Below are 21,513 nucleotides of genomic sequence, written 5' to 3' on the forward strand. Positions count from 1 at the left end.
ATATATGAGCTAGTTTGCCTAACTTCGTTGCAAAGGTTGCAAGCTTCTATTTTTACAATCCTATTTTTATGCAACTTGTTCTCAAAAATATACGACCTTTTTTGAAGGAGTAAATAATTCAATTTGTTGTGATGCTAAGGAACTAATGTTTTCTACATAAAAGAACCAATTTTACTATTATTTAATTGCTAATATTACATACTAGGTGAACATGTAAGGAGTATAGATCGATACTAAAGTAAATTATGCAGGAATAGCTAGACGTGTCATAGCACATATTATTGACTGCTCTGTTGTTATGGGAGCTTCGTTAGTTTATTGTTTGCTTGTAATAATATGTAATAGTTTAACAATACTAGAGTAGAGTTGAATTGAACAGAAAGATGATTCTTTGCTCTATCTATTAAATTACTAATGTCTCCTAATAGACTAGTAGTTATATCCATGTTCATAACCTTACTTTTGGTAAGTATAACAGATGGTTTATTTTTATCCTAAAAAAACATTATTACTTCCACTTATTACCTTGAAACCACAAGATACTGAATCCCCAACTTAAGACCATTTGCAAATACTGTTTTTGATCCTTCAGTTAATACTCTACCTTCTGTAAAATTATCTCTTTTTCGGCAAACTGGCTTACCATCTACAAAAACATTGTTACTCCCACTAATGCAAAAATGCGGTGTTGTTTCTATACAATAATCCCCTAACCGCACAACTGATTTATTCATTTAATTAAGGTTTATTCTATCTGCTTTCAGTTTTATTTCGCTCTTCGTCATCTCTATGCTCGATTCCCCAGCTTTCAGTGTTATTTTGTCTAATACTTCAATCTCTAAATGATGTTTTTCCTTATCATATAACAATCAACTATGTTTTTTAAAAAATTTTTTATTGTGTAATTTTGCAACTTGATCCAATCATGTAGGTAATAAAAATCCATTCGTCATAGGAATAGAATTTTATGTCAAACAGCTATTGCCTGCTTAAGCCAATGAATATGTGAATAAGTACTTTAAGTTTGTGTGGACGTACTTATTCACAATATTCATTGTCAGTTGCTACTGTGTGAAGCAATTGCTGCTTTAAGTCTTGCATTAGCAATTACTATAATTTTACGCATAAGAGCTGTTATAGCCACCATCTTCTTCTTACCACTTTCAACAAGCTTAGAATAAAAGGCACCAAGTACAGATTTTGACTTTGTAACAGCTATGGCTGATATGAAGAGCTTTGAACGAACATTACTTCTACCGCCCATAATCCTTCGGTAACCAACAGCTTTACCACTTTCCTTAGGATGAGGTGCTACTCCGGCAAGACTTGCTACTTCTTTTCTACTTAAGTAGCCAAGCTCTGGCATTAAACACAAAAAATCTTGTGATAACTTTTTGCCTATTCCAGGAACTGTTTTAAGGATTTTTTGACGTTGTTGTAGCTCATGGCTTTCATCAATAATTTTTTGTATAGTGTCATTGAGTTCGTTTATTTGATTATTGAAAAATTCAATGGTCTTCTGGCAACTTTCCTTTATATGGTCATTTTCAGGAGCTTCCAGTCTACACTTTTCCTGAGTTCTCATTTGCGTAATGTCATCACGACGTTGACACAGTGCAGCTAGAGTTGATTGTTCTTTTGAAGTAGGTACAAATAGAGAGAGAGTTTTATGGCGTTCACATCCGTATTGAGCAAGAGCCATCGCATCTGATTTATCAGACTTTGCTAAAGTTCCGTGAGACAAGATAAAACTTTTTACTTTTCGAGTATTTGCTTGATGTACTGCAATATTCTTGCCAACAAGAAAATGTGATAAACCAAGCTCATATTTGCCTGTATTTTCTAAAGTTACCAAAGAATTAGGTAGAATATCTGAAAACTTTTTAAACAACAGTTGCCAACCATCAGCATTATTGTCGAACTTGATAATGTTATTTTGGTTGTAAACTGCAGCAACATTTTTAAATTTTCCGATGTCAATGCCAATAAAATTTTGATAAGATGTAACCATAATAAATCTCGATAGTTTTAGTTAATTTAAGATTGTAAACGGGCGTATATATATTTCCCAAACAACTATTCAAACGTATCGAGAGATAGGGCTAGTGTACCTTGATACAAACGGTTGTAATACCAATTGGTTTTCGGTCGCACACGCCCGTGATAACTCTATTCCTATAGTGAGTAGAGTTATCTTCCCTCTTACTTCATTTATATCATGTTTTTAACTTACAATTGGTTATATTGAATATTGCTACATTATGGTCAATAAAATCAGCAGAACAAGAACTTTTTTAGCATTTTATTTTAGTTTGTATTTTTAAAACTAAAGCCAGTGCTTGCAAAAACACTTCTATTTTTTTTACTGCAATGTACTAAATGATATCACTACTTTCAGTACCCAAAATCATCTAGTGAGAGAAGAGTTTTTCTTGGAATGTGTTGGTCTACCACTTGTTCTACGCGAATTTATATCAATTTATTACTTTATTTCTCTGTTTTTTTGAAATTCCCCTAATGAAATTAAATAGCTTACTGTAAAATTAGCTTCCTTTTAAGTTCTTGTTATTCACAGATTCTACAGCAACACTATTAAATGAATATGCGGGAATCTCACTATTTATATTAACAATGCTTTCCGTTCTATCAGCAAGACCTTCAAATTGCATTGATATGTCTGATGGTAGATTCTGACTACCTTGAAGCAATTGTATATTTGATGCATTTTCTTCAAATGTTACACTAATATTTTCTAATTTTCTTTTTTTAGACTCGTTTAAATGTGCAGATCTCCTCTGTTGTCTTTTATGCAAACAATCCCTGAGTTTAGATTTCACATTAATTCGTTGCGTTAAAAGAGAAGAATACTCAATAAGGTCGCGAGCAATATCTAGGCGTTTAATAGTAATGGTAAGAGCATAAAATAAAGGACTCATACCACCTTCGTCCTGTAGATTTATATCAGCCCCTTTTCCTATAAGGTACTTAACACTACCCAAGTGAGCATATATGACAGCAAGGTGCAAAGGACTCACACCTTTTTTATTCTGTAGATTTACATTAGCCCCCTTTCCTACAAGATAGTCAATAATACCTGAGTGACCATATATGACAGCAAAGTGCAAAGGACTCATACCATCTTTGTCCTGTGCATTTACATTAGCTTCCTCTCCTACAAGATAGTCAATAACATTTAAATAACCACGTACGGCAGCAAAGTGCAAAAGACTCATACTACCTTTGTTCCGTGGATCTACCATAGTTCTTTGCGTTATAAGGCGCTTAATATTATCTAAGTGATTACACACTGTAGCATAGCATTCAGAACTCATATCATTTTTATGATATGGATTTACACTTATAATAAACATCTTTTTCTCTATAAGGTATTTAGCAATATTTAATCTAACACTTTCAGCAGCATGGCAAAAAGGACTCATATAATCTTTATCCTGTAGATTTACATTGGCACCTTTCTCTACAAGGTAGATAACAATATCTAAACGACTATTTTGAGTAGCAAAGTACAAAGGAGTTATACCATTTCTGTCATGTGAATTTACATTGGCACTTTTTTCTACAAGACATTTAACAATATCTATATTACCACTGATAACAGCATAGTGTAAAGGACTCATATCATTTTTATCATGTAGATTTACATCAGCTCCTTCCTCTACAAGGTATTCAACAATATCTAAACGATTCTCTTCAATAGCAAAATGCAAGGGCCCTGAACTTTCATCTTGTAGATTTACATTGGCCCATTTTTCTATAAGATATTTAATAATATCTATATTACCACTGATAACAGCATAGTGTAAAGGAGTACCACCCTCTCCACTCAACTTATCAACCTCCCAATATTTATTGTCAATAAAATGCTTAACTACTTCTAGTTGACCACATACAGCAGCCCAGTGTAAAGAGGTAAGGTCGCGATTATCTCCATCCAAATCACTTCCTTTCTCTATAAAGCATTTAACTATCTTTAAGTGACCATGCATGGCAGCACAGTCTAAAGAAGTAAATTTCATTTTATCAACAGCATTAACAATTTTACTTAATTTATTTGAATCTACTTTCTTTAATATACGTTTAATAACTTTCTCATTACCATCTTTGGCTAGTAAATGTAAGATAGTACTTCCATCATAAAGAGAATCAATAAATTCATTAACTAACCTGTCATATTTACTTGCATGACTCCAAACAGATATAGCGTGATTTGCATTTGTAAGACAAAATGATGTCATAATCTCTCTTAAAATTTCTTCTTCTGTTCCTGCTTGTTCTTTCTCTAATCTTATTGTTTTTTGTACTCCCATATGAACTCTTGCTATTGATTCCTCTAAATCAATCACTGAGAACTTATCAAGTAGATTAAGTGCATCCAAAACCTTTTGCTGATCGTTTTCTGATTTCTTATGAAGAAAAATTTCTGTTGTATCAATTTGATCAGGACTCAAGTAAGCCATAGAGGCTAAAATATCATGCGATTGTTGTCCAATATCTTTTTCTTCTTTTATTTTGTCAAAGTTGACCTTCAAAGTCGTAAATAATTCTGGGGAGATATCTTGTTCCTCCAAACAATCAAGATTTGATTCTTGCATTACTTTACTATAGCGTTCTAGGTATTGACTAATACTAATACCTTCTTCTCTAATGTATTTTGTTGCTTCTTTTAAAGCTAATGGAAAGTAACTCAACCCTTTTACTAACTTTACCATCTCGTAAATCTGTAAGTGTGAGTTATCCTCTATTCCTAAGGCTTTTTCAATAAACATTAAGGCTTCTGCTGAAGAAAATCCTTTATCCAAATTTATCTTTTCTATCTCTTCTTTCCAATCCTTATTGCGAGAAGTAATTAAGATGTAAGGCTGTTTTCCACCAAAAATGAAACCATAAGGCGGTAAAAATTTTTTAATCTCCTCATATTGACTGGCGTTGTCAAAAATAAAATAACTTTCTACATCCTGAAGTTTCTCATATACATTATCAACAATAGATTCAATTCTTTTCTTTTGAACATCATTGTAATCTACTTGCTCTTTACCTTCCATATCAGAATTGATTTTTTGTATACCTTTATAACCTCCTGTAGAAATTCCTAATTTTTTAGCTAGACTATAAAATGAATTTGAAAGGGTGCTACATGATTTGGCATTTATCCATATAACGTTACCTTTACTCTTTATACTATGCGCATAGCTTTTAGCTAGTTCACTTTTTCCTACTCCATAGCCTCCATGAATTAAGATCATTCGTGGCATTTCTTCTTGTTTTTTAATGTCTAACTTCTCGTTTAACATCTTTAACATATTTCCTCTTTCTACAAAGAATTGTGGTAAATGGTCCAAATTAAAGAGAAACGGACGTACACTTTCCTCTTTTTTTGTTTGGAAATTCTTGATCTTTTCATACAGTTCTTCTATATCTTTTCTTTTCGTTGAATCGTTTCCATTAATCTCTTTTAATATATTACCAGCCAATTCTTTCTTTTTTTTCTCATTTAAAATATGCACATACTTTTCTTCTTTAGGTAAGTTAACAAGCCTATACTTTTTGTCTACCTCCCACCACTTTTCTAATTCCCATGTAAAAGGAAGTCTATATCCATATTTTTCAGCATTATCATGTTTCCTCAGCTGATAATATTCAGTAGTATCATAATTTACTTTTTTTATTCCTACTCCTGTATATAATTCTGGGGTTATCCAAATTTTACCACTTTGCTTATCTTTCACTTTATATCCAGACTGAAATGCTTCTGACTTAAAAAGTTTCGCTGGTTTTTTTAAAACTTGCTTAGCAAATGTTCTCGCTTTTGATTCACCTAAAACAACACCTTTTGTTATAAGATCAACGGAAAGTTCTTCTTTATTAGCTGAAATATAATTTATTACTCTGGATACAGCATCTATTGCTAATTTCTCAATCCCTCTCTCCCAAGAAAGGCTACTAACATCCATAATCCCAGTAAACTGCCCCTCAAATTTTTGAAAAATTTCCAAACTAGCATCTACTAAAATCTCTCTTGTGCTACCTTCTAAAGGCATAACTGTTGAAGAAACACTTTTTGCTCCTTTCTTATGCTCTTCTGCAGAAAGATAACCTATCATTTCAATTGCTTTATCAGGAATTACTCGCATACCTGGTGGAATAGCACTCTTTATAGTTGAATCAACCAGACCTAATATTTTACCTGTTTTTTTTATTTTTGAACCTGATTTTACTTCTTCAGAGTATTGAAATAGTTTTTTTTCGAATTCTTTAACAAAAGTCTTAACAAAAAAAGTTGCTCTTTTCACTATTTCATCATCTGTAAGACCTATATCCTCTACCGTTAACCTACAATCAATCAATGCACTATACCATGTACTACTGCTGCTTATAGATGAAGCTCTTGTTACTCTAGGACTATCTTGACTTCGTTCATGCTGAAGTTCTTCATCAGATAATCTGTCTTCATAATCAACTGTTGCTTCCATTATTGACTCATCAGGCAACACCTCTACACCAGGGCTAGATTCTTTATAGTCTTCACAGTCCATTTGATTGTCTGTGACATCTTTCATTTCTGCTTCGAAATTTTGTCGAAAATAAACAGACTCACTGTCCAATTTTTTTTCACTAGCCATGGTTTTATAATAGTAAAGTGACGTTTGCTGTACTGTCCCTCTTAAGATTGGTTGAAAATGAAGACCTCCTTGATTTACTATATGTATAGTATCTTTTGTATAGTAAATTTTCTTACTAAGAATCTCGCTATTTAATATATCCTTTTGGTAACCTTCCTTATCAATAAGGTGATGCGTTATTACAACTTCTTTATCCCCATTAAGGGTTATTTCAACAAAATGCAATCTTACATTATATACTATACAAATTATTCTTCCCTCAATCTCTGGTAGACCCCACACAGGCACATTTAATTTTAATCTATCTATTACTTCAGATCCTTTCTCAATATCATTTGCGGTAAACCCAATGCGTGGAACAATAAGAAATGATTCTACAGTCATTTTTTAAAGCTTCTTTAAGCCATGACGAGTCAATATTAAGTTGACTCTCTGCAAACAGCCTACAAATACGTCTTAAAGATTTTACAGTAAAGCCCCTATTAGGTTTAAGCTGTTCAAGCCCCTGTGCAACTGCGTGAAAGAAACAATCTCCCTTACCAATAGCTTCCCCTATTGTAAAACCTTCTGGCAAATCTAAACCAATAGGTATTTGTTGACTACTAGATGGTAGTGTATCTTTTTTTTGCTCTCTTATTAACTCAGATCGATTAACTGCTTGTTTAAAATAATTTACAGAATTCAATGTCTTTAACACAATACTCCCACATATTTATTGCGTAAAATGTAACTTTATTATGAATAATAAAGATCTAACAAGGCAAGAATTTTTTGCATGTTTTAGCATTTTATTATAGTTTGTATTTTTAAAGCTAAACCAATTGTAATCTTCTGATCTGTATAGTTTTCTACTTTGTAGTGGTGAGTAACGCTAAACCTTTCTAAAATTGGCTTGTGTTTTAAATTCCAATATTGCCATGAAAGTTTATCGCTTCCCAATACAAATTTATTTCCTCTTTCTTCTACGCTACTAACTGGAAAGCACGTATTTATGTCTCCTAAATCCCAACTGTCTGATAATACTATCTGCGCTTTTGCAAATTTAATCGATGGTAATAAACTCTGTGGTAATGGATATAGTGCTTTTAAGTTGTACCACAAATGATTTCTTTCATAAATACCGTTATAATTCTTTGTGTGAGGCTCGGTTTCTCCAAGGATTGCTACATCTAGGCGATATATATCATTGCTTAAAGCTCGTTCATAATGATCGCGTAGATAGTTTTCTATAATCCTAATAACTGGACCACTAGACCTGAAAAAATTTACTCTTCCAAATGATAACACTGGTCCATCTTTTTCTATTTTTACCCCTGAATAATCAGAAAGAAGATCTCCAAATAAACTCTCATCCAATATAAATCTCTGCGCATTATAATAATCGTTAAAAATCCTCATCAATCTGGATCTTACAGGCAGTAATAGTTTTGCCAGCTCTACTACTGCATCTACGAAGAAGTCATTTGGTACCTCTTTTATCCCTACTTGCAACTCAAAAAAATGTTTACCAGGTGGTTCTTCGATAATTTTAATATCTTCTATATTTGCCCATTTTAGTGCTATTTTTAGTGATGCTGGAGTTCCTCTCAGTCTTTGAAATTTTACTCCTTCTACTACGGCTTTTCTTTTATCCCTTATCCAACGTAGAATTTCCCCCAATCCATATTCTTCAACTAACCACGGCAATGTTTCTTCTTTAAGACTAAACTTAAATCCTCTGATACAGCTCGGATCAACCTTATAATCTATTGCATTAACCAGCGCTTTTTCTTGCTTTGTTGCGTTTGGCGGTAATAAACTTTTCATTTGTCTTTTCTTTCAAGTTGCTTTAATTTCCTTTATTTAGGTAGCTTATGAGTAAGCAAGAGATCATTGCAGAACTGATCAAAAATAAAGATGTTCTTAATATCGAAAACACTTTCCTTAATATTTGACCATATTATCCATACTTTAAAAAACAAATTACAACTTCTGGAAGAAAATCAATACTTTCCTCTCCCTAACATTGGATCCAGTAAACCACTTATTGCACGCAATCCCCTCACTGGTACGATTCCACAAAACAAAAAAATACGTTTTAAATCCTATCTAACTTGACATGGCCAAGCACTGCACACTCATTCCCCAATACTACAACATCCTCTTTTGGCTCGATTAATTCTACGTTTTCTACACCATCTACAAATAGATTCGCTATTATCCACGATCTTATTACACTCCACCCTAATCTTTTTGCTAATTCAAACTTCTTAATAAACTGCTTCTTGATTTCTTCCTCTGATATTACAGGACTTATGCTCATTCTGCTGTGAATATCTATTTCCGTAATATTGCAACCAATTACTGTTACTGTATCTGTTAAAACCCTTATATCATCTCTAGTAACCTGCTTTTTTACAATTTCTAGTAGCTCTTCTGAAGCTATGCCAGTTGTGGATAATTGTGTTGATAAGATTGAAATTTGTACTTTCCCTGGTATAGGTGATTCCACTAGTGCATCTTTTACTCTACTATCTGCTGACAGTGCATGATATTTATAATATTCCTTACTTCCTCCTGTTGACCAACCTGCTATTTTTGCTTTTACCCTCTTTTTTACACAACGCCGCTTTTATTTAAATTGTTCTCACGAAGGTAGGTACTTTCTTGTGATTTTTGGAAAGAGTAAATGATCAAATTCCTTATAACACTAATTAGTATGGTCTTTTCATTAAATTTATCCTCTCAAAAAGACTGTGCTTTATCCATCTACTTTAATGGTATCATAATATTTTACACCTAAATCTATTCTATAAAAATTCACAATACGAATTAGTAAATAGATTATATTCAAACCGATTGTATTTATGATATATAGCGCATACAATATATTACTTGTTTATTTTAGTAGGGGGTATAGGTATGTTTAGTTCGAAGCAGGTAGTACAATATAATTTATTTGGTAGTAACGTCCTTGAAGGCATTTCATCTTGTAAATTTGCACATTTTCCTGAAGAGGTATTTGAGATTAGCAGTGAAGAAAATCAAGTAATAGATAGTTTAGAAAGCAAAATAGAAAATCTACAACAGGAAAATTTTGATCTTAAAAAAAATGTAGAGTTACAAAAACACTATAAGAAAAGAGTAGAAGAGTATTACGAAGAAGTAAGTGAACTTACCAGAGAAATGCAAACCCTAGAAGGGAAAATTAAAAAGCTTGAAGTTAAATTACAAAAAAGTACAAGAATTTTCATGGGTGTGGTTGTTAATATGAAGGCTAAAGATAAAAATTCTTTAATATTAACGAGTGATGAGTTTGTTCCTGCTATAGTAGTTCATAGTTCTATTGATATAGCTAAGAGAAAACATTTAGAAGAAATACAAGAGGTAACTCAGAGACTCAAAAATATTGGTATACAAGAGGAGAATTTACGTACATTAGAATCTGCAACAGCAGAAAAAGATTATCATTATTGGCTTCAACAACATGATATAGCTGATATTGCAAGAATAGAATACGGTTATGGAGCTGATACATTATTTGAAGTAGTGGGATCATCAGAACACATAGTTAATCAATTGCAACAGTTTCAAGATAGCGTAACAACAAGAGGTGAAAGAAGGCCATTAACTTTAATTGTTAATTTAGATAATAATCACTGGGTTACGTTGGTCGTTGCCTATCAAAATGGGCAGTATAATGGATACTATGTAGACTCGTTGGGTAATAGTGTTCCAGATAATATTCGTCAAGTTTTACAACAGGCTCAAATTAACGTTCATGATGTTCCTGTTACTCAACAAAGAGATGGTTATAATTGTGGCTTATGGGCGTTAGAAAACGCTAGAGGTATTAATGCTGTGTTGCAAGGAAGTAGAAGTAATATTCCTGATGAAATACGTAACCGTTTGCAAGTTCAAGGAAGAGATGAAGCTTATTTTATACGCACGAGAGAAAATGTTTCAGACAAATTAAGTATAGATCCACAACGTATAGCTAATCTAGAGGCTGTACTTGCTGAAACACAAGCACCTAGAAAGAAATTTGACCTAAATAATTGTGTAAAACAAGGTAGTAGAAAAAGAAGAAGTATTAATCCTTGTTTATTTTCATTGGATGATGTAAAAAAGTTTATTAAGGGAAGGGTAGATGAAAATAATATAGATAAGATTATAGTTGATAGTGAAAAGTTCCTAACTTATGTTAAAAGTAGTCAAGATGAAGCGAAAAATGCTCAGTTAATAGAGTTTGTTGGGGACAAAAGTATTGAAGGGGATCATAAGTACTTACTTGATAAGGTAACTGAAGATCAAGGATATGAACGTTATATTCAGAATGAACGTGTTAAGAATTTGCACGGTGACATTTCACAGCAAACTGGTAGTACAACAAAAAGCTCAAAGTTGAAAAGCAGGTTAATGAACGCTGCAGGTGGAATACAATTAATAAGAGGAATTCATGGAGCTATTGTATCTTGTAAAGATGGAACAGCAATAGATTGTGGATTAAATTTAGGTGGGATAGGATGGTCTTTTGCATCTCAACTAATTGAGAATGTAATGGTTAAAATTACTCCAAAAGTTGTAGCATCAGCTGAAAAGGTTGCAGGAAAAATTGTATCAGGCACTCTGGGTAAACAGACAAAATTTGCTATTCGGATTGCAGGTGTAAAGTTTGGAAGTACAATAGCAAAAGGTACGGCAGGAGCTATAGCTGGTGTTTTTGATATTGTTGATATAGGTATGTCAGCAAGTAATCTTGTTGATTGTAAAAAAAGAGAGGATAGTGATAATCCATGTGGAGAAAAGGAGATAAGAGATAATATAGCATCTATATCCTTTTCTAGTGTATCATTTGTTTCTGGTGTTGCTCTTACAGCAGCAAGTATGCCGGGTTGGTATTGCAGTTGGGTTTGGGCTCATGGTAGGTTATGGAATTTATAGTGGTGTCAGCAATATCGTGGAGTACGAGAAAAAGTATGATACGACCCATGATGAAAATTGGCGTATTTTTTGGCATACATTTGCTTTTCAACCTGTACCACTAGATGTGCAACATCTTGCAGCAAGAAAGGAAATGGTTAATAGTCTAGCTAAAGGAGCTTGGAAAGCTTTAAATAATGACCCTAGTAATGTTGTTGCTTATGGTATTGGTCTTGAAAAAGTAAGCGGTAATACCCTTCGTCCAGATTATGCAAAAATTCTGATGGATAAGGAAGACACTAATACCGAAGATCTTTCACGTGTTATACCTGATCGTATACCGGGTGCTAGCAGGATTTGTTTGCCAAAGATTACTAGGCAAGATTATGAAAAAGGTATTACAAATTCAGTTCAACCGCCTTTATACTACTGTGATAATGCAATGGTTATTAGTCACGATGGTAGAGTAGGTGTAAAGCAAAATGGCAAAACAATTGTCTATGATCTACAGAATGTAGATAATGGTGTCATTATTGGAAGCAACGAATGGAACAATAATTTTCTAATTTATCCAGGTGCAACAAGAATAACTGGTGGTAATAATGTAGTAAATAGGTTTATTGTAAATAACATTGGCTTTTCAGGTAAAATTATTGGTGGAGGTAACTCTGTTAATATAATTGATTTAAGTCAATTGAAAGATCCAGTTATAGGAATGAACGTTAACTATCGTTTTAAGCCTAATGCCTCTGGGTCATTAAAGGCAAGAGTAAATGGTCGTTGGTTAATCAATGATCAAATTGATAATAATGGCATCTTTAATTATTACTATGTTGGAAGAAAGAACAAGGTGGATGAGATTTTGTGCATGGGTTACTCTGAGCACTTTATAGGAACCGATGATCGTGAGGTTATAATAGATAGTGGCGGTGGTCTTGATAAAAATAGGAAAGATGTAGTTGAAAATTGTAAAAAAGTAATTATTTCGCCGTATACTACAGTCAAGGGTGGAAAGAGCAATTATACTTTTTACGTAAAAGCTGCAGACTACAAAGGTAAGGGTTTATATTCAGAAATTGATGTAGATGGAACAGGAACTATAATTTTTCCGGAAATCGATTTATTAGGTGATTGTGATCAAATAACTTACTCTACAAATAGTAATACTTTATCTTTAAAAATAAATTTTGGTAAAAACAATCAAATTACTCTTGATGTAAAAAATTATGTCGAGCAAAGCAGTAATAAACCTCACTTTGCACTAATAGACAAAAATGGTAGTAATATTGTTCCTAAGATTGAAAGATCAGACTCATCAACTATAAAAATTACTTCATTTGAATTACATTCAGAACATTCCCTAGATAATTTTGACAATGTTGAAAATCATTACAAAAAAATTCTAAATAATCATAAGAGTTATAAAGTCTTTGGTGTTATTAGAGATAAAGTACAAAATCAGGATAATAGTACAGTTCCACATATGGTTTTTGGTTCTCTGGAAGATGATGTAATAAACTTCGATCAAGGAACTATGTTTGCTAGGGGAGGAGGAGGAAGTGATGTGTATTTTATTAGCAATGATATAAATAGTAGAGAAGTTAAAATTGATAATAACTCAAGTGATAAAAAACTAGATACACTATTTATGTCGGCAGTTGAGAAAGATTTTTCAATCCAGCAATGTGATCTGTATTTAAAATACAATAATAGTAACATTCGAGTGAAAAATTACTTTCAAGATCCTAATTATAGGCATCTTATAGTTATGAACAAAAAAGGAGAAACTTTTATCCCCAATATACAATCAATGTTTTGTTCTCCCTCTTCTTCGGGAAAGGGTAAATTAGTTCCTTTTTTCCACTCTATACAAGCTCAAAACATGTTTGTGTTACCTAAAGATTTTCAAGATGATCATGTAGTGATAGATTCCCGTCTTGAAGATATTGAAAAATATAAAGATAAAGATGACCTCTTATTAATAAGAGAAAGTGAAATTCCTTTTATTATTAGAATAGAAGGGTTTTATACTAACCGAAATAAATGGAAAAATATTTCTTATTCTTTATGGAATAATAATGACCTTTTCCTATCTTCTGGCTTATTAGAAAATGTTGATAATGTAGTGGAGTATAAGGATAAACTTAGAGGTGATTATGAAAGAATTGTAAAAGAATATATTGAAGACTTTAGTGATTCTACTAGTATCATTCAGCACAATCAAAAATTAGAAAAAAATATCTCTATTTCTGTAGGACAAGATGAGGAACGAATAGGAGTAATGGTACTAAAAAATATTACTCCGGATCAGGTTGAAGTTTCTAGTAGTGGTACAGATCTAATATTTCGTGATAAGAAGTCTAATCATACGATCAACATGAACAATTGGAATAATTCTGAATCTTATAGAATTTCTACGTTGGAGTTTGATCTAGGTTTAGAACCAATAACGCTCCGTAGATTAGATAGGTTTAGTTTATCTGAGGTCAGAAAAATACAAGCTTTAATTGATAAAGCTTCAGAAAATTACCAAAATAGAAGTAAATATACTCCTAAAGTAGAAAATGACTTTAAATGTTTAATATCAGTTGACGATTTTGAAAGAGAAAATAGAGACCCAGCACATCAATGTCTTGGTTTTCCTTCACTGCAAGACCGGGTTAGCTTTACAGAAAGTTCCTGTAATTTAGAACAAATTGAGGAATTAAAAAATAAAACGCCAAGTAGTAATCAGATTTTAACATTGCTTGAAAAGTTAGAAAATGATCTTTTGCTGAATGGTTATGATTCAGACATAATAGATCAGTGCAATAAGCGGATGATAACTTCAGGATTGGGGGTATTAAAACCATTGGTAAGCACAGCAGTTTATGAAGGTAAATGGGATGAAGTTAAAACCCTTCTTGATAAAGCTGCTAAAAAAAGTACTGCTGATGTTGAACATAAAAATCAGTGTTCACAGAACTGGACAGCTTTGAATTATGCTGTTTACAACGGTAATGTGAAATAAGCAAAAGTGTATTTAAATCATTTTTAGAGAAGAAAGGTGACATTAATGCCTTAACTAGTTGCAACGATGATAATTGGGCACTTTTACACTATGCTGTTCATTACAGCAACTTTGATATGGTTAGTTTTCTTGTAGATAAAGGTGCTAACATTGAAATTAGAAGTAAGGAGGGTCAGACACCCCTGCATTTGGCTGTTGAAGAAGCCAAGCAAAATATAATTAATCTTCTTCTTGATAGAGGTGCTGATATCGAGGCTAAAAACAACGATGGTAGAACACCTCTGTACTTAGCTGCTTACAATAATGACTCAGGTGTAATTGAACTTCTTTGTAACAGGATCAAGACTAAAAGTAATGACGCATCTAAAATGATAAAACAGGTTGGATTTTTAAAGAAGGAAGTTGTTAACCAAGCAAATATTCCATCTAATGCAAAAAGATTGGTAGAGTCTTGTATAAGTAGTTTAAGAGATTCAATAAAAAGTGCAGCCAAAAAGGTGCTAAAGGAGGGTATACTGCATAGTCGTAGTGCTTCGACTATTGAACTCATAGATAAGGTTTATAATTTCGATGAAAGGTTGTTTAATGAAGCAATTAAAGAAGCTGTAAATGACACATACGCGGGTGTAGGTATAGAAGGAATATTAAGGTTTATACGCAGTCACCATTATATTGGTCAGTTTATTCCAGGTTATATAGCTGCGTTTGACAAAATACCAAAGAATGATGGTGCAATGTTCAAATTAGCTTACTCTATTAGAGAGACCATGACAACGCCTAGCGTCAATTCAGAAGAGAAATCTGATCTTGAAAAGCTAAAAAACAAATTACCAGAATCAGTGAGAAATGCAGTATTTTCTTCAGAGATATGTATTAAAAATGTTGAGTATGGAAGGTACTTGTACTCACCTAATAATGATTGCATGTACCACTTAAACAAGTGTGACAGGGATAGGCGGTATGTGTTCACTTGGCCTTCAAATGGAAATAGTGATCAATTTAAGTGGAAGGTTGAGCTCAATGGCGATAATGTGTATTTAAAGAATGTTGAGTATGGAAGGTATTTGTATTCGCCTAATGATGATTGTACATACCACTTAAACGATTGTGACAGGGGTAGGCGGTATGCGTTTACCTGGCCTTCAAATAGCAATAGTGATAAATTTAAGTGGAAGGTTGAGCCTAATGGTGATAATGTGTATCTCAAGAATGTTGAGTATGGAAGGTACTTATATTCACCTAATAGTGCTTCTACTTTCCAAGTTGACAATAACAGGCGGTATGTGTTTACCTGGCCTTCAAATGAAGAGGGTGGTCAATTTAAGTGGAAAATTGAAAATTGTGGATCTACTCGCAAGAGACGTAGCATACGAGAATTAAATGGTTATAATCAAACTGCAGTGGACTATCAGTTAATATTAACTGAAGAAAATAGTCAGCAAATAGCAAGTAGAATATCTGCTATAGTGGAAGATGTTGAAAGGCATACCTTTTTAAATCAGTCAAAAAATAAGTTATATTTAGATAGTTATTTAAATAATAGAGGGAGAAGCAATGCTGCGGATTCTATGAGGAGAGATGTATGTAATGAACTCAATGCAAGTGAGAGAAGAAATATTGTTCTAAGCGGAAACGATGTATGTGCAATTACTTCAGGTTATGAAACACTTGATATTGAAAACTTCCCTATTCAAGAAGTAGTGATTAATGATGATGTCAATGGAAAGAAAAGTTTAAGAAGTACATTAGACCTACATCAGTTGGTGCAGCAGATAAATAGGGATTTGAGTATAAAACCGATACCAACAGTTATTAAAGGCAAAAGTGATTTATTAATTAAGTTATCTATATCAGCTACCGGCTTGCAGCAAGATGTAATAACAGTTAGGTTGAAAGATGCCCTTGTAAATAAGTGGTATAAAAAATTACAAATTATTTTTGATAATGCACCGATGGAAATCGATGATAGTTTAGGTTTAAAGTCTTCGTTCTTTATTTCTGATGAGAAAATTATTGTAGTAAGACCTCAAGACATAGAAGAAAATAGTAAACTAATTATATCTAAAAAAGCAGGGCGGTATACCTACCTTCATGATAAATATGACTTGATAGTTACCAATGCCTTTAATGCTGGCATAGAAGCAAATGAGTTGTGTATTATATATTTTAGAGATTTCTATAAAGAACCTGAAATGAAAACATTATCTATAAAATTTACTGACAAAGAGATATTATTAAGTAATGAAGTAGATAAAATACATAATTCAGATAGTATTGATAAATTAAATAATGTGAGTTCTATTGTTAATTCACAAGAGAGTTCTATACATTTAGAGGTTCCAAACAGTGGAGACATAAATGCTCAAGGTAAACTTGACAGAACACTGTTGCATCTTGCTTCCGAGGCGGGTGAATTTGATAAGGTTAAACTTCTTCTTGATAGAGGTGCTAATATTGAAGTTCAAGATAAATTTGGGTACACACCAATATTTCTTGCTACTCAATCAGGTAAATGGAGCGTGGTAGAACTTCTTCTTGATAGAGGAGCTAATATTGATGCTCAAGACAAGGAAGGTAAAACACTTTTACACTTTGCTGCATCAGGAAATAATTTGGATATGGTTCAATTCCTTCTTGACAGAGGTGCAAGTATCGAAGTTCAAGACGGGCGTGATTGGACACCGATACTTTATGCTGCTCAGTCAGGTAAATGGGGTGTGGTCAAGCTTCTTGTTAGTAACGGTGCAAAATTTAATAATGAGATAACGTATCAGGGAACGCCTTTACATTTTGCTGCTCAAGAGGGTAATCTGGATATAGCTCAATTTCTTCTTGATGAAGGTGCTGACATAGAGTCTCAAGACGACCATAATAGAAAACCTCTACATCTTGCTGTTGAAGCAGGAAGGTTGAACGTAGTAAAACTTCTTCTTGATAGAGGCGCTAGTGTCAATGCTAAAGATGAGAATAATAAAACACCTTTAGACTTAGCTACTAAAGGAGATATGATAGAAATTTTGAAGAAGGCGGAGTTGGATCAAGGGTTATTAATTAATGCAAGGGATGGTAATCTTGATAAAGTAAAAGATCTTATTGCTCAAGGTGCTAATTTAGAAGCTAAAGATAATAATGATAATACTCCTCTACATAATGCTTGTAATAATGGTCACTTTAACGTAGCAAAATATCTTATCGAAAAGGGAGCTAGTTTAAAGGCTAAAAATAAAGACAATAAAACACCTTTAGAGTTGGCTGATCACAAGGGTTACATAAATATAGTAGAAATGATAAAGCAGATACAATCAGGATTAGATGAAGAATTGTTGTCTGCGGTGAAAAATGGTGATCCTAATAAAGTTGATGATCTTGTTAGCCATGGTGCTAGCTTGGAGGTGAAAGATAGCAATGGTAACACTCTTTTACATTATGCTTCTCAAAATGGTCATTTAAAAGTAGTAGAATATCTTATCGAAAAGGGAGCTAGCTTAAAGGCTAAAAATAAAGATGGTAACACACCTTTAGACTTGGCTGTTAAAGAAAATATAAAAGAATTTTTGAAAAAAGCACAGTCAGGTTTAAATAAAGAATTGTTGGCTGTAGTAAACGGTGATGATCTTAATAGAGTCAAGGCTCTTGTTAGCCAAGGTGCTAGTTTAGAAGCGAAAGATAATAGTGATAATACTCCTTTACATAACGCTTGTAATAATGGTCATGTGAAAGTAGTAGAATATCTTGTCGAAGAGGGAGCTAGCTTAAAGGTTAAAAATAAAGATGGTGAAACACCTTTGCATGTAGCTGCTCAACATGATAGTACACTTGAAGTAATTGAATTTATTTTGAACAGAGATCTTAGTGGTATTAATGATGTAAATAATAACGGTTCAACACCTTTACATTTAGCTATACAAGGAAATAAACCAAGTACAGTCAAACTTCTTCTCAATAAAGGTGCTAATATTAACGCTAAAGACAAGGATGGTAAAACACCTTTGGATTTGGCTGTGCAAGAAGGTTATACAGATATAATACAAATAATAGAACAAGTACAGTCAGATTTAGATAAAGAATTGCTGACTGCAGTACAAAATGGCGATCTCAATAAAGTGAAGAGTCTTATTAGTCGAAATGCTAGTGTTAATACTAGAGATAAGTACAGCTGGACACCACTACATTGGGCTGCATACAAAGGTCATTTAGAAGTTGCAGAGTTTTTGGTAAAGAAAGGCGCTGATATTAATGCTGCAGATAAAGGCCCTTATGGTAAAAAGCCTGTGCATGTTGCTATTGAGAACAATAGTAAAGATATCATAGGGTTTCTTCTCAGCAAAGGCGTGAGTATTAATGATACTGACAAGCAAGGTTATACACCACTGCACTATGCTGCATGGAGAGGACGTTTAGAGATTGCTGAGCTTCTCGTTGATAAGGGAGCTAGTATCAATACTGCAGACGCCTCTACTGCTGGTAAAAAACCTATACATGTTGCTGCTGAAAATAATAGTAAAAGTATTATAGAGTTTCTTATCAGCAAGGGGGTAAACGTTGATGAGGCTGATAAAAATGGTTGGGCACCTTTACACTATGCTGCTAAGTTTGATCAATTAGAGGTTGCAAAATTCTTGATAGAAAAAGGAGCTAATATCAATGCTGCAGATACTTCTACTATTGGTGAAAAACCTATACATGTTGCCGCTGAGAATAATAGTAAAAACATTATAGAGTTTCTTATTAGTAAGGGAGTGAGTGTTAATGATACTGACAAAGATGGCAGGACACCGCTGTACTGGGCTTCTTGGAATGGTCGTCTGGATGTAGTAGAGTATCTTATAGGTAAAGGAGCTGATATCAGTGCTAAAGATAAGGATGGTAGAAACCCGCTAGATGTGGCTAAAGGTCACCAATATGATAATGTTGTAGAGTATTTACAACAAGCAGAATTACGGCTAAATAAACAATTGTTGACTGCAGTACAAGATGGTGATTTTGAAAAAGTTAAAGATCTTGTAAGCCGAGGTGCTAGCTTGGACGCTGCTAACATTGATGCTCAAGATAAGGATGGTAAAACACCTTTGCATTTTGCTGCTCAAGAAGGTAATCTGGACATGGTCCAGTTTTTTCTTAATAGAGGTGCTAACATTAAGGCTAAAGACATGTATGGTTGGACCCCTTTACACTTTGCTTCTGCTTACGGTAAGTTTGATGTAGTTAAATTTTTTCTTGATAGCAATATTAACATTAGAGCTAAAGATAGATATGGTGATACACCTTTACATTTGGCTGCCCAAAATAATGATAAATCTGAAATAGTTGAGTCTTTTTTAGATAGTGATGCTAATAACATTAACGATAGAACTAATAATGGTTGGACACCTTTACATGTAGCTGTACAAGGAAATAAGCCAAGTACAGTTAAACTTCTTCTTGGTAGAGGTGCTGACATTGAGGTTAAAGATACTTACGGCCAAACACCTTTAGACTTAGCTACTCAAAAAGGTTACACAGATATAGTCAAGATTTTAGAACAAGAACAATTAGGCAAAGAGTTGTTTACTGCTGTAAGAGAATATGATTTTTCTAGAGTTGAAAAGCTTATCAGTCGAGGAGCTAATATTGATACTAAAAACAAGAATGGTAAGACGCCGCTAGATATTGCTATTAATACAAAGAACACTCTTGAAGAGAATCAAGGATCTCTCAATAATGCATTATTGCTTGGCCAACAAGGTCGTATAGTGAGAATTTTAGAACATGAACAATTAAACAGGAAGTTATTTACTGCTGTAAGAGAAGAAAATCTCCCTAAAGTTAGAGAGCTTATCAGTCGAGGGGCTAATATCGATACTGAAAGGGATGGTAAGACACCACTAGATATTGCTAAAGAAAAACTTAGAGAACATAGTAAAAATGAAGAATGTAGTGATGTTGTGCAGTGCTTAGAAAAACTTAATCAAGAAAGAGAAAAGCCTGTACAACGTAAACGCCGTCATCACCATGGAGATCACAATCATCATCATATGTCAAGAAAACCTCTTGCTATAGATTCAAGTGATCAACCTGAGATAACAGCAAGTAGTGGTACAAGACCATCTTCATGGATAAATGATTTGTTTAGTTGGGTGAAAAGTTCTGTAGGTGGGTTTAGAGCTGCTTTATCTGAGGAAGCATCAAATACTGCAAGTTCAATACCACAAGTTGATGAGCAATTTGCCAAAGCTTCGGTAAGTAATAGTAGTTCAACAAGTACCACACTACCATCTGATGGTACAGATAAAAAACAAGAAAATGGAGGTTTCTTTCGAGACAACATTGATTATGTAAATGCAAATATAAAACAAATGCGTGAAAGGCAAACACCTGTTAAATTTAAACCTAGTAGCGGAAATATAATACTAGAAATGGGAGATCACTATCTATCACATGTTGATTTTAATGGTACAATAATGTTACTTGATTTATTAATTAGAAAAGTTACAGGTCAGAAGTATATTTCTACAGTAGATCAGTCTATATCCCCACTAGAAGCACAGGGCTATGCACTCAATATTACAAAGGAATTTGAGAAAGTAGTAGAGCAAGCTGGATTAAAAAGTGGTGTATCAATGCATCGATTAAATATTGATTATATGGAAATGCAGAAAGAAATTACTAGAAAAGTCATGAGTGGTAAATTCAATGAAATTTCAGGGATTTTAAAATCGTATGTAGAGAAAGCATGTCCTGATGAAGAAGCTGGTAAATTAAGTCCGAAGAAATTTGAAAAGTTTATGGCTACATTTAATAACAAGCTAGATGTATCACTAAATCAATCAATACACCAAATGCTACATAATGAAAATAACGTACTAAAAATGGATAATATAAAAGAACCGCAAAGCTTAGGTTTATCTGGACCTAGAACTAGGTTAGATGATGTATTAATTGCGGGCAATGCCAGAGAATTAGTCGCTGGAAGAAGGTAGT

General features: G+C 33.3%; 7 protein-coding genes and 3 pseudogenes. 3 read left to right on the forward strand and 7 right to left on the reverse strand.

The window, feature by feature from the left end; translation table 11 throughout:
• Nucleotides 1-489 precede the first annotated feature (489 nt).
• From JKF54_RS00940 to JKF54_RS00970, 7 genes and pseudogenes are all read right to left on the reverse strand, one after another.
• Nucleotides 490-734, reverse strand: a pseudogene (locus JKF54_RS00940) (PAAR domain-containing protein).
• Nucleotides 735-869: pseudogene (locus JKF54_RS00945) on the reverse strand (phage baseplate assembly protein V); the annotation flags it as partial. It lies immediately after the preceding pseudogene.
• A 188-nt stretch (nucleotides 870-1,057) separates the two neighbouring features.
• Complete coding sequence (locus JKF54_RS00950; RefSeq protein ID WP_211908252.1) at nucleotides 1,058-2,011, reverse strand: IS110 family RNA-guided transposase; 954 nt, start codon at nucleotides 2,009-2,011, stop codon at nucleotides 1,058-1,060.
• Between the two features lie 532 nt (nucleotides 2,012-2,543).
• On the reverse strand, nucleotides 2,544-7,025 hold the full coding sequence (locus JKF54_RS00955; protein WP_211908254.1) for an ankyrin repeat domain-containing protein: 4,482 nt from the start codon (nucleotides 7,023-7,025) through the stop codon (nucleotides 2,544-2,546).
• Complete coding sequence (locus tag JKF54_RS00960) at nucleotides 6,973-7,338, reverse strand: OTU domain-containing protein (RefSeq protein ID WP_211908255.1); 366 nt, start codon at nucleotides 7,336-7,338, stop codon at nucleotides 6,973-6,975. Before JKF54_RS00960 ends, JKF54_RS00955 begins: the two co-directional genes overlap by 53 nt.
• Nucleotides 7,339-7,421: 83 nt before the next feature.
• Nucleotides 7,422-8,447, reverse strand: coding sequence for a phage tail protein (locus tag JKF54_RS00965; RefSeq protein ID WP_246433205.1), 1,026 nt, complete (start codon nucleotides 8,445-8,447; stop codon nucleotides 7,422-7,424).
• A 271-nt stretch (nucleotides 8,448-8,718) separates the two neighbouring features.
• Nucleotides 8,719-9,237 (reverse strand): annotated as a pseudogene (locus JKF54_RS00970) (baseplate J/gp47 family protein); the annotation flags it as partial.
• A 305-nt stretch (nucleotides 9,238-9,542) separates the two neighbouring features.
• Between JKF54_RS00970 and JKF54_RS00975 the strand changes: the two are divergent.
• From JKF54_RS00975 to JKF54_RS00985, 3 genes are read left to right on the forward strand one after another with little or no spacing between them, the layout of a single operon-like run.
• Nucleotides 9,543-11,564 carry a Ulp1 family isopeptidase gene (locus JKF54_RS00975; RefSeq protein ID WP_211908256.1) on the forward strand — a complete coding sequence of 674 codons (2,022 nt, stop codon included), beginning with the start codon at nucleotides 9,543-9,545 and terminating at the stop codon, nucleotides 11,562-11,564.
• Nucleotides 11,485-14,553, forward strand: coding sequence for a hypothetical protein (locus JKF54_RS00980; RefSeq protein WP_211908257.1), 3,069 nt, complete (start codon nucleotides 11,485-11,487; stop codon nucleotides 14,551-14,553). The genes JKF54_RS00975 and JKF54_RS00980 overlap by 80 nt, the downstream gene beginning before the upstream one ends.
• Complete coding sequence (locus JKF54_RS00985; RefSeq protein ID WP_369800776.1) at nucleotides 14,550-21,512, forward strand: ankyrin repeat domain-containing protein; 6,963 nt, start codon at nucleotides 14,550-14,552, stop codon at nucleotides 21,510-21,512. Before JKF54_RS00980 ends, JKF54_RS00985 begins: the two co-directional genes overlap by 4 nt.
• The last annotated feature ends 1 nt before the right edge of the window (nucleotide 21,513 follow it).

The organism is Wolbachia endosymbiont of Spodoptera picta (genome assembly GCF_018141665.1).
Classification (GTDB): domain Bacteria; phylum Pseudomonadota; class Alphaproteobacteria; order Rickettsiales; family Anaplasmataceae; genus Wolbachia.

Coding starts and splice junctions, on each gene's coding strand:
- JKF54_RS00965 (WP_246433205.1), bottom strand. CDS start 8,447: ATGAAAAGTTTATTACCGCCAAACGCAACAAAGCAAGAAAAAGCGCTG.
- JKF54_RS00950 (WP_211908252.1), bottom strand. CDS start 2,011: ATGGTTACATCTTATCAAAATTTTATTGGCATTGACATCGGAAAATTT.
- JKF54_RS00955 (WP_211908254.1), bottom strand. CDS start 7,025: ATGACTGTAGAATCATTTCTTATTGTTCCACGCATTGGGTTTACCGCA.
- JKF54_RS00975 (WP_211908256.1), top strand. CDS start 9,543: ATGTTTAGTTCGAAGCAGGTAGTACAATATAATTTATTTGGTAGTAAC.